The sequence below is a fragment of the Vibrio sp. V10_P2A27P122 genome, from assembly GCF_963874335.1.
GTDB lineage: Bacteria > Pseudomonadota > Gammaproteobacteria > Enterobacterales > Vibrionaceae > Vibrio > Vibrio anguillarum.
On the sequence record NZ_CAWNHY010000023.1, the window covers coordinates 1 to 11,124 of the forward strand.

Here is an 11,124-nt window from a genome sequence, read left to right on the forward strand (position 1 = left end):
GTTTGTAAGAAATCACAGTGTTTAACGCGGTGTTTGGTGGTGATTTTTTTATAACTATTTGTTTTTAATTAATATATCTATTTCTTTAGGTTGTTTTTTTTAAAATGATATTTTTAGGTGATTGTTTCTTAAAGCCAAACGAGTAAATTGAACCCTGTCGGAAGGATTCTGACAAGGAATTACAAAGCACCAAGGTTTGGTCTCTTCAGGAAGAAGACAAGGTTGTTCACGAAGAATAACCACGCAGGATGCTAGGACAGCGTAAGGATACAACAGTTGGCAGGATGCGAGCTGCATGGATTGGCGATGGACACCTTGTGGATAAGGCAGGACAACATCAGGATGATGTTATGGACACCGCTCAAGGAACAAGTGATGAGTATTGACCGGAGTGTTAGTACCATGGAAAGTTTGGACACCGCTAGGATGGCGATGCAGGATGAGCCGAAGAATTGGCCACTATTATGGATGATGCATGGAGCACACAATTTAGTAGCTGGACTGCTGCGAGTAAGACTTTAAGCCTCGACACATGCGTGTTGAGGCTTTTCTTATTACTTGCATTCTGGCTTTAGCGTGTTGTTGCTTCAAAAAAAAGTTCATATGATAAGTGCAGCAAAATAATAACAACAAAAAAACAATCTAGATCAATTACCTCATCGTTCGGTTGGTTTAATTTTCGGCTTCTTTGCAAAAATAGAGTACCAGATTTTATCTGGGCTAAGGCGTATTGCCCTGAGCCTAGTTGAGTCTTTCGGTATTATTTTGCGGCTAACAAGGATTGTACGTGACAACCGTAACAAGAAGAACGCTTCTTCTCCCTTACACCGATTCGTTAGAGTCTGATTTTTTGATGCTCAATTGTTGCGCCAAAAATCGGGCACAGATGAATGGCCCTAAAACGGTCGCTTCAGCAAAACAGCTTTTTCAACGAGTGCTTCATGATCCTCATTTGTACGCAATGGCGGTGTTAGATAATTATAACCGCGAATACATGGGGCATTTGTTCATTGAACTTGACGAAGAGCGAGCAGAACTCGGTTTTCTGTTTGATAAATTGTATTGGGGCAAAGGCATTGCAACTGAAGCATTGAAGGCTTTTTTACCTAAAGCAGCCTACCAATTGCAACGACAAAAAATTACAGCCACTGCTAATATTGGCCACCATGCCTCTATTGCGGTACTCAAAAAACTCGGCTTTGAGCTGTTAGGTGAGAAAGAAGATGTTTTTGGCCCTTATTGGGAATTTGAGTTTACATACGATGAGGCGGCAAATGAAAAGCAGATGGCCTAAAGCCTATCATTTGTAATTCACCTTGATAGCAGTCGTCACCTAGCGCAGAAAACTCAAACCAATAAACGGTATGCCAACGCCAGAGTCCTTCTGGCGTTTTGAATTTATGGCGTCCAAAAGCAACGCTGATCAGCTGTAAGTCGAGTTGTTCGCATTTTCGACTGATCGCCGCTTTTGCTAATTCGGCTTGGCGACGCTGTTGCCAGAAAAGAAAGCAGCCCAAGCTGAGTAATAAAATAGCCAATAGATCGCCTAGCATAAACATTCCAGTTATTGAGTTTTGGTCGCTTGCTGTAAGCGAATTAAGGCATCGGCTAATTCGATCGAAGGGCTAGAATGCAGCAGTGGCAGCAGTACCATTCGCAGTTCTGGCAGCATCACTAAATCAGCAAAGAGCTGGTTAAAGAGGGTTTGATTGCCTGTTTGCGCCAAGCGTAATAAAAACGTTTCGGCAAGTGATGGGTTAGACAATACATGCCACGAGCGCCCTGCAATGGCAATTAATATCTCTTGATGGCTCAAGCGTGGGCTTTGCAGAATACGTTCAACCAAGGTCGCGGTGAGTGCATTATTCGCACCTGATAAGGCTCGTATTAAGGCAGAGAGTAAGAACAGATCAGGTTCGTGGCTTTCGATGTGCAACATTGCCATCTCTTGCAAACGCAGCGCCAACTTATCATTCAACGGTGCACTATGTTCGAGCGCCCCCAGCAGGGCATACAAAGGCTGAGCGGGGAGGTGGTTTAATGCTTTCCTTAGTAACACGCTATTTTGTTCTTTGCTTAAACGAGCACAAATATCAGTAATGCCTTGTAAGCCGACCGTCTGCCAGTTTTCCCAGCCTAAATCCCCACTAAAATAGTGTTGCGCATGCTCATAATATTGGCTTGATGGTAGGTTCAACTGGGCGCGTATTTGGCTGTGGAATACTGCCATTTTGTCGTCGCTCGGTTTAAAGGTATAAGGGTTATTGGCAAGCTTTTGCTGCTGCTCATCGCTGAGGTCTTGATGCAAACGTGACCCCATCGCTTCAAGTACAAACTTGATGAAGTTACCTATCTCAGCTTGTTTGAGTAGGCCGCGTTCATCCAAAGAGAATTTAAGAAACCAGATCCAAGGTTGTTGGGCTTGGTTCCAATACGCGATGGCAAGATGAGCATGACGCTGCAATGGATAGGGATACGGTTGTTGACCTTTTTCTACTTGAGAAAAGTGTGTATTTTCAATCGGGCAGATGCGTCTTCCTAAATCAAAGATCCGATATTGGCTACCACTATTGGTGAGCAATTGGCTAAGCGTATGAATGGTATCCATGGATAAAGTGGCCTTAACTTGTGTTCTTGAGTAACTATTTTTGATCAATAACTCTCTTTGAACAATAAATGGTACTCTATAGCCCATTTTCAAGGTCACTTAGCAAATTAACTTGGTGAATAATGACAGTAAGCACAGAACTGACCCACCTGTTGAAGCAACTAGAAACTCAGTTACGCAATTCTCAGTGCTGGCAATCTCAGCCGCCAAGCGAAAGCGCATTGATGAGCACAGAGCCTTTCTCCATCGATACCCTCACTCCGGAGCAGTGGCTGCAGTGGATTTTCATCCCCAAAATGTTATTGGCAATTGAGCAGCAAGCAGAGCTTCCTCAAGGGTTTTCGCTCACTCCCTATTTTGAAGAGGCATGGCAACATCAAGCGGAATTGGCTGAGGTGATTGCGCTGCTACGTTTGATTGATGAGGTAAGCCAACCATGTTAGAGATTCTGTATCAGGACGATGATTTGGTCGCCGTGAATAAACCCGCAGGAATGCTGGTGCATCGCTCATGGCTAGATAAACACGAAACGCAATTTGTGATGCAAACGCTGCGCGATCAAATTGGCCAGCATGTGTTTCCCCTACATCGATTAGATAGGCCAACTTCTGGCGTGCTCGTGTTTGCGCTCTCCAGTGAAGTGGCGGCGCAAATGATGCCGATGTTTGCCAACCATCAAATGGAAAAAACGTACCATGCGATTGTGCGTGGTTGGATTGAACAAGGGGATGTGCTTGATTACCCACTCAAAATCGAGCTAGATAAAATTGCCGATAAGTTTGCCAAACAAGATAAAGAAGCCCAAGAAGCGATCACCGCTTATCAACCATTAGCGACAGTAGAAGTGCCGTATTCAACCGGGCGTTTCCCAACCAGCCGCTACTGTTTGGTGGAAATGAAACCGCAAACGGGCCGTAAGCATCAGTTGCGTCGTCATATGCACCATTTGAGTCATCCGATTATTGGTGATACCACTCATGGTGATGGCAAGCACAACCGCCTATTTCGCGATCATTATGACGCGCAGCGTCTGATGCTCCATGCCTCTGAATTACGTTTTACTCATCCGTTTACTGGCCAAGCATTAGTGCTTAAAGCTGGTTTTGATGAGGTATGGCAAAGGCTGTTTACTCAGTTTGAGTGGAGCCAGCCGATATAAAAACAAAACCCTCGCGATGCGAGGGTTTTGAGTATTGGGATGTAACTGAAAGTGGTGTAGCTTATCGAGCTATTCGGTTCATAAAAACCTTCAGTTCATAAAACCGACAGCTTATAAAACGCTCGCTACTTTGCTAAATATTCTTGAATGGAACGCTCGATTCCTTTGGCATCTAAACCTAATTCTGCATGCAGCTCTTCTTGTGTGCCTTGAGCGATGAATTGATCAGGCAAACCTAGATTGAGTACCGGTTTTAGGATTTTCTCTTTCATCATCAGTTCAATGACGCCGGCACCCGCACCACCTGCAATCGCATTCTCTTCCAAGGTCACTAGCACATCATGTTGCGCAGCCAGTTGGCGAATGAGTGTTTCATCAAGGGGCTTAACAAATCGCATGTCAGCCACTGTTGCATTTAGCTTATCGGCTGCTTCAAGCGCATTTGGTAGGAAAGTGCCAAAGTTGAGGATCGCGATTTTTTCATTCGCGATAGCCGTGTCACATTGGCGCATAATGCGTCCTTTGCCAATCTCTAACGCACTAAATTGGGTTTGGATTTCGACTCCCATGCCATTGCCACGAGGATAACGCACTGCGCTTGGCCCTGTGTGTTTATGGCCGGTATAGAGCATTTGTCGGCACTCATTTTCATCGGCGGGTGCCATGATCACCATGTTGGGAATGCAGCGCATGAAGCTTAAATCAAACGCACCTTGGTGAGTTTGGCCATCAGCTCCGACTAACCCTGCGCGGTCAATGGCAAACATAACCGGTAAATTCATGATGGCAACATCGTGGATCAGTTGATCATAACCCCGTTGTAAAAAGGTTGAGTAGATCGCCACTATCGGATGATCTCCCGCAATCGCCATACCTGTCGCAAGGGTGACGGCATGTTGCTCAGCAATCGCCACATCAAAATATTGTTGTGGGAACTCTTTTGAAAAGCGAACCATGCCAGAGCCTTCGCGCATCGCGGGTGTAATCGCCATTAATTTTGGATCTTGCGCGGCCATATCGCATAAAAAATCGCCAAAGATTTTAGAAAAAGTAGGTTTAGCATTGCTGCTTTTTGGCAGGCTAGTGTGGCTCGGGTCAAATTTAGGAACGCCATGGTAACCAATCGGATCTTTTTCGGCGGGCTCATAACCTTTGCCTTTTTTGGTCATGATGTGCAAAAACTGCGGGCCTTTGAGCTCGCGCATGTTGCGTAATGTTTTGATAAGTTCAATCACATCATGGCCATCTACTGGGCCGATATAGTTAAATCCAAGCTCTTCAAACAAGGTGCCGGGTACGACCATGCCTTTCAAGTGCTCTTCTGTGCGGCGTACCAGCTCTTTGATAGGTGGTATGCCAGAGAGCACTTTTTTGCCCCCTTCACGGATCGAGGTATAAAGGCTACCGGAAAGCAGTTGCGCTAAATGATTATTCAGTGCGCCCACGTTTTCAGAGATCGACATTTCGTTGTCGTTGAGCACGACTAACATATCCGGATGAACGTCGCCAGCATGGTTCATTGCTTCAAAGGCCATGCCTGCGGTGATAGCACCATCACCAATCACGCCCACCACTTTGCGATTTTTCCCTTCTTTACCTGCACTGATCGCCATCCCTAAGGCGGCACTGATTGAGGTGGACGAGTGACCAACAGAGAGCGTGTCATATTCACTTTCTTCGCGCCAAGGAAAAGGGTGAAGACCATCTTTTTGACGAATGGTCGACATTTTCTCGCGGCGACCAGTTAATATTTTGTGCGGGTAAGCTTGGTGGCCTACATCCCAAATCAGCTGATCGAAAGGGGTGTTATAGACGTAGTGTAGGGCAACCGTTAATTCAACCGTGCCTAAGCCTGACGCAAGGTGGCCACTCGACTGACTGACGGAATTAAGAAGGTAGTTTCTTAGTTCATCACACAACGTTGGCAGAACCTCTTTCGGCAGACTGCGCAGTTCATCGGGTGTATTTGCTAAAGCCAGTGTTGGGTATTTTGAAATATCAAGAGTCATAATTTTGCGCGCTTATAGTTTAGTTCTTGCGCTCGACGACGTATCGGGCGAACTCTTCGAGTGATTCTGTATTGTAGGGTATTGCTTCCAAGGCTTGAAGAGCTTCCTGTAACAGACTTTGTGCTTTATCAATAGCACCTTGTAACCCTAGCAGCGCTGGGTAGGTACTTTTATTGAGTTGTTGATCCGAGCCTTGAGGTTTACCTAATGTCTCGGTATCGCTAACGATATCCAAAATATCATCTTGAACTTGGAATGCGAGACCAACGGCATCGGCATAGCGATCCAATTGTGGTAGTACCGCAAGTCCTTTTTCACCAGCCGCAAGCGCACCTAAACGGATTGCACAACGCATCAAGGCTCCCGTTTTATTGCGATGGATCTCTTCTAATTCCTGCACTGAAACCAGACGATTTTCCGCTTGAAGATCCAACGCTTGCCCTATACACATACCTTGAGCACCGGAAGCTTGAGCCAACATTTGGACCATCTTAATGCGGTTGACTTGCGCATGTTCGGCGAGTTGACCTTCTGCCAAAATAGTAAAGGCCAGTGTTTGCAGGGCATCGCCCGCTAAAATCGCGATGGCTTCGTCAAATTCGATGTGACAAGTGGCTTTACCGCGACGTAATTCATCGTCGTCCATCGCGGGAAGGTCATCGTGGATCAATGAATAAGCATGAATACATTCTATTGCGCAGGCTGGGGTATCGAGTTCATCTGGCGTACAACCAAGCATTTGCCCTGTGATATACACCAAATAAGGTCGAGCTCTTTTGCCGCCAAGTAACAAACCGTAGCGCATCGCGTCAATCAACGGTTGTTTTTGGTGCGGTAAACGGCCTAACCAAAGGTTTAATTGGTCAATATTTCTTTGCTGATAGGAGCTCAGAGCCTCAATCATAGGGCACTCTTTCTACTAAGTTGTGGTATCTACTAGGTTACGATCGACCGTTTCCCTGTGACTTAATTGACAGGTTCATGTCACATAGCGAGCGATGAGATCGATAAATATGAGTCAGTAATAAGTATGTATCAGTAATACATGCCTATTACTCAGGTAGTTCAGTAAAGTCAGAGAGTGGCGCGTCATCGCTCGCACTGAGCAAAATACTGACTCGCTGCTCCGCTTCACTTAACTTACTTTGTCCAGCACGAGCAAGGGATATTCCGCGCTCGAATTTTTTTAGCGCATCATCTAAGGCTAAATCGCCATTTTCTAGCTGTTCCACTAAGCTATCAAGTTCTTCGATTGTCGCTTCGAAGGACATATTTTCAGGTTTCTTGCTCGCCATAATCTTTTTATCTTGGTAAATATGCACGAAAGTTACCTTAGGGCGTAGTGATGGTCAAATTTAACCAACGATTTTTGTCTGAAAAGTCCCTCTTTTGGAACTGTCACTATCACAAATAATAAAAATAATAATACGATACTTAGCAACCAGACCGATATTTACTGAAATAGTGACGGTGACTCAGAATCTTGGCCATATCAGTGTGCTGGCAACAGTGCATCTTTGCTCAGTTTAGGTATAAACTGAATAGAGAGAATTTCGGTATGATCCAATAATTTACTTAAAGATTTGAATCTATTGCCGATAACGAGTTTAAACTCATTATCGCAGGTAAGCAGCATGAGGAGTGCTTTGTGGATTTAGCAACGCTGATAGGCCTGATCGGAGGCCTCGCTTTCGTTATCATGGCGATGATTTTAGGCGGAAGCCTAATGATGTTCTTCGACGTCACATCTATCTTGATCGTAGTGGGTGGGTCAATGTTTGTTGTATTGATGAAGTTCACGATGGGACAATTCTTCGGTGCAGCCAAGGTGGCAGGTAAGGCATTTATGTTCAAATCCGATGAACCTGAAGATTTGATCGCGAAAATTGTAGAAATGGCTGATGCGGCGCGGAAAGGTGGTTTTCTTGCATTAGAAGAGATGGAAATTACCAATAGCTTCATGCAAAAGGGGATCGATTTGCTGGTGGATGGCCATGATGCTGACGTGGTGCGCTCTGCGTTGCAAAAAGACATTGTATTGACTGATGAGCGTCATTCACAGGGAACTGGCGTATTTCGTGCTTTTGGTGACGTAGCGCCAGCGATGGGCATGATCGGTACTTTGGTGGGCTTGGTTGCCATGCTGTCTAACATGGATGACCCTAAATCAATTGGTCCTGCCATGGCCGTTGCCTTATTAACTACCTTGTACGGCGCTGTTCTCTCGAACATGATTTTTTTCCCGATTGCAGACAAACTCGCTTTGCGCCGAGATCAAGAAAAGCTTAACCGCCGTTTAATCATGGATGGTGTTCTGGCTATTCAGGATGGACAAAACCCACGGGTCATTGATAGTTATCTGAAAAACTACCTCAATGAAGGCAAGCGTGTTTTAGATGTTGATAGCGAATAACGGAGCCTGTAATGGATGATGAAGAAGGCTGTAAATGCCCACCTCCCGGCTTGCCGTTGTGGATGGGAACCTTTGCCGATTTAATGTCGCTGTTGATGTGTTTCTTCGTACTACTGCTCTCTTTTTCCGAGATGGACGTACTGAAGTTTAAACAGATAGCGGGCTCGATGAAGTTTGCTTTTGGTGTGCAAAATCGTTTGGAAGTGAAAGACATTCCTAAAGGGACAAGCATCATTGCACAAGAGTTTCGCCCAGGCCGCCCCGAGCCGACACCGATTGATGTCATCATGCAACAAACCATTGATATCACGCAGCAGACACTTGAGTTTCAAGAAGGGGATTCAGATCGAGCGGGTGGTGTTCAGCGTGAAGAAGGTCAATTGACGGGGGGGCAATCCCCTGAAACTTCAACGCAGAATAATCAAAATACTCAATCGGAAATGCAACAACAGCAAGCAGAATCTATGTCGCAAGAGATGGAAATTGTTGAACAGGACATCAAAAAAGCGTTAGCAAGAGAAATCGAACAAGGCGCTATTGAAGTTGAAAACTTAGGTCAGCAATTGGTGATCCGTATTCGTGAAAAAGGTGCGTTTCCCGAAGGTTCTGCATTTCTACAACCTAAGTTTCGTCCATTGGTTCGTCAAATTGCCGATCTGGTTAAAGATGTGCCGGGCATTGTGCGTATTTCTGGCCATACCGACAATCAAAGTGTCGATTCTGAATTGTATCGCTCAAACTGGGATCTTTCGGCTCAACGAGCGGTTTCTGTGGCGCAAGAGATGGAAAAGGTTCGTGGGTTTTCTCATCAACGACTCAGGGTGCGTGGTATGGCCGATACCGACCCAGTCGGCTCTAACGATACGGAAAGTGAACGTTCACGCAATCGCCGAGTAGAAATCAGTATCATGCAAGGTGAACCGCTGTACAGTGATGAAGTTCCATCCGTTCAGTAAGTTACGTTGGATTATGTAAAAACACATAGACGAGCGCTAAGGCTCGTCTTTTTTATGGTTATCACCTCGTGTATAATCCTGCGCCCTTAGCGGTGTATCAGTAGCAAGCAGAATGCGACCCATTGATTCACCACGTTGCCCAATCAGATTGCGAATAGAACTATGAAATTTATTGTTAAGCCCCATCCGGAAATTTTTGTTAAAAGTGACTCAGTACGCAAGCGCTTCACAAAAATTTTAGAGTCCAATATTCGTAATATCATCAAACGAAGAACAGAGTCAGTCGCGGTATTTAACCGTCGCGATCACATTGAAGTGGCTGCGCAAAGTGACCAATACTATCAAGAAGTCCTTGAAATTCTGACTCACACTCCTGGCATCCAGCAAGTGCTCGAAGTGCAGCAATCTGAGTTTAAGGATATGCATGACATTTACGAGCAAGTGTTAGCGCTCAGCCGTAATAACATCGAAGGAAAAACTTTTGTCGTGCGTGCTAAGCGTCGAGGAAAGCATGATTTTACCTCAATCGATGTTGAGCGTTATGTTGGTGGTGGTTTAAACCAAGCAGTTGAGAGTGCAAAAGTTCAACTTAAAAACCCGGACGTTACCATCAATATTGAAATAGCCGATGAATTGCTCAATCAAGTGATTGCCCGTTATAAAGGTTTAGGTGGTTTCCCTCTTGGCACTCAAGAAGATTTATTGAGTTTGATTTCTGGTGGTTTTGACTCGGGTGTATCAAGCTATTTACACATCAAACGTGGCTCAAAAGTGCATTATTGCTTCTTCAATTTAGGCGGTCCAGCGCATGAAATTGGTGTAAAGCAAGTGGCCCATTATTTGTGGAATAAATACGGTTCTTCAGCCAAAGTGCGTTTTATCTCGGTCGATTTCGAGCCTGTGGTGGCTGAAATCTTAGAAAAAGTAGACGATGGTCAAATGGGTGTGGTGCTAAAACGTATGTTTATGCGCGCCGCAGGCATGATAGCTCATAAGTTAAATATTGAAGCTTTAGTGACCGGAGAAGCGTTGGGTCAAGTTTCGAGCCAAACTCTAACTAATCTTCGTCATATTGATGGTGTGACAGATACTCTAATTTTACGTCCTCTCATCAACTGGGACAAAGAAGAGATTATTAAAGTGGCGCGCGAGATTGGAACAGAAGATTTCGCCAAAACGATGCCAGAATACTGTGGGGTTATTTCAAAAAGCCCAACAGTTAAAGCGGTGAAAGCGAAATTAGAAGCCGAAGAAGCGAAGTTTGATTTCTCAATCCTAGAGCACGTAGTTTACAACGCTCGTCAAATGGATATTCGTGATATTGAGAAAGAGAGCCAAGAGCAAGCACCTGAAGTTGAACAAGTGACCGCTATCGAAAAAGATGCGGTGGTACTTGATATTCGTAGCCCAGATGAAGAAGATGACAAGCCACTGCTGATTGAAGGTGTGGAAGTAAAACATTTGCCTTTCTACAAGTTATCGACTCAGTTTGGCGATTTGGATCAATCGAAAACATATCTCTTATATTGTGCGCGCGGTGTGATGAGCCGGCTTCAAGCTTTGTATTTGAAAGAGCAAGGCTTTAACAACATCAAGGTATATCGACCTTAATCGTTATCTCGATACAGAATCGACCGCTCACGTTTTCGTGAGCGGTTTTTTATGGCTCCGACTTAATCACAGACATAAAAAAACACCGCCCAAGGGCGGTGCTAAAGAATTTGACAGACAGGTCAAACAATAAATACAGGAAGTATATGTTTTGGTGCAGGGGATAACTGCACAAAACAGGATGGTAGAATTCTACCTCACTCGAAATACGAGTTTGCAAACACAACATCGCAACAAAAGCCAATTGATTCATAACTGAATCAAGCCGTTCAGGCCTTGTTGCGGGGTGAAATATAGAATTTCTCTAGCCGCTCGGCAATGGACAATTTATAATGTTTCAGATTAAAAAAACTAATCTAATTTTTGAG

At 44.8% G+C, this 11,124-nt stretch carries 11 protein-coding genes; 6 read left to right on the top strand and 5 right to left on the bottom strand.

The features are described from left to right. Window positions 1-781 precede the first annotated feature (781 nt). Window positions 782-1,294: a GNAT family N-acetyltransferase gene (locus AACQ17_RS01655; protein ID WP_013857407.1), complete on the top strand. Its 513-nt coding sequence runs from the start codon at window positions 782-784 to the stop codon at window positions 1,292-1,294. On the opposite strand, the gene AACQ17_RS01660 is transcribed toward AACQ17_RS01655, so the two are convergent. Together AACQ17_RS01660 and AACQ17_RS01665 are read right to left on the bottom strand one after the other, a co-directional pair. Continuing rightward, window positions 1,254-1,553 carry a DUF3301 domain-containing protein gene (locus tag AACQ17_RS01660; RefSeq protein WP_017045584.1) on the bottom strand — a complete coding sequence of 100 codons (300 nt, stop codon included), beginning with the start codon at window positions 1,551-1,553 and terminating at the stop codon, window positions 1,254-1,256. The two genes, AACQ17_RS01655 and AACQ17_RS01660, sit on opposite strands and share 41 nt — an antisense overlap. Window positions 1,554-1,564: 11 nt before the next feature. Beyond that, window positions 1,565-2,608 carry a DUF3549 family protein gene (locus AACQ17_RS01665; RefSeq protein ID WP_094146853.1) on the bottom strand — a complete coding sequence of 348 codons (1,044 nt, stop codon included), beginning with the start codon at window positions 2,606-2,608 and terminating at the stop codon, window positions 1,565-1,567. A 122-nt stretch (window positions 2,609-2,730) separates the two neighbouring features. Between AACQ17_RS01665 and AACQ17_RS01670 the strand changes: the two genes are divergently transcribed. Together AACQ17_RS01670 and truC are read left to right on the top strand one after the other, a co-directional pair. Beyond that, entirely contained in the window at window positions 2,731-3,051 is a 321-nt protein-coding gene (locus AACQ17_RS01670) for a YqcC family protein (RefSeq protein ID WP_088728693.1), read from the top strand. Beyond that, window positions 3,045-3,767, top strand: a complete 723-nt coding sequence (gene truC / locus AACQ17_RS01675) for a tRNA pseudouridine(65) synthase TruC (RefSeq protein ID WP_017045581.1) — start codon at window positions 3,045-3,047, stop codon at window positions 3,765-3,767. Before AACQ17_RS01670 ends, truC begins: the two co-directional genes overlap by 7 nt. 125 nt (window positions 3,768-3,892) lie before the next feature. On the opposite strand, the gene dxs is transcribed toward truC, so the two are convergent. From dxs to xseB, 3 genes are all read right to left on the bottom strand, one after another. After that, window positions 3,893-5,776 (bottom strand): 1-deoxy-D-xylulose-5-phosphate synthase, encoded by a 1,884-nt coding sequence (gene dxs / locus AACQ17_RS01680; protein WP_017049457.1) that lies wholly within the window; start codon window positions 5,774-5,776, stop codon window positions 3,893-3,895. A 19-nt stretch (window positions 5,777-5,795) separates the two neighbouring features. Further along, window positions 5,796-6,680, bottom strand: coding sequence for a (2E,6E)-farnesyl diphosphate synthase (ispA, locus tag AACQ17_RS01685; RefSeq protein WP_013857402.1), 885 nt, complete (start codon window positions 6,678-6,680; stop codon window positions 5,796-5,798). A gap of 148 nt (window positions 6,681-6,828) precedes the next feature. Next, window positions 6,829-7,071 (bottom strand): exodeoxyribonuclease VII small subunit, encoded by a 243-nt coding sequence (gene xseB, locus AACQ17_RS01690; RefSeq protein ID WP_010319093.1) that lies wholly within the window; start codon window positions 7,069-7,071, stop codon window positions 6,829-6,831. A 353-nt stretch (window positions 7,072-7,424) separates the two neighbouring features. Between xseB and pomA the strand changes: the two genes are divergently transcribed. The 3 genes from pomA to thiI all read left to right on the top strand — a co-directional run bounded on the left by pomA (window position 7,425) and on the right by thiI (window position 10,756). After that, window positions 7,425-8,189, top strand: a complete 765-nt coding sequence (gene pomA / locus AACQ17_RS01695) for a flagellar motor protein PomA (RefSeq protein WP_013857399.1) — start codon at window positions 7,425-7,427, stop codon at window positions 8,187-8,189. Window positions 8,190-8,200: 11 nt separating this feature from the next. Beyond that, window positions 8,201-9,145 carry a flagellar motor protein MotB gene (locus tag AACQ17_RS01700; protein ID WP_017044193.1) on the top strand — a complete coding sequence of 315 codons (945 nt, stop codon included), beginning with the start codon at window positions 8,201-8,203 and terminating at the stop codon, window positions 9,143-9,145. 162 nt (window positions 9,146-9,307) lie between these two features. Beyond that, a complete protein-coding gene (gene thiI, locus AACQ17_RS01705; RefSeq protein ID WP_026028114.1) occupies window positions 9,308-10,756 on the top strand; it encodes a tRNA uracil 4-sulfurtransferase ThiI in 1,449 nt (482 codons plus the stop codon). Window positions 10,757-11,124: the final 368 nt, after the last annotated feature.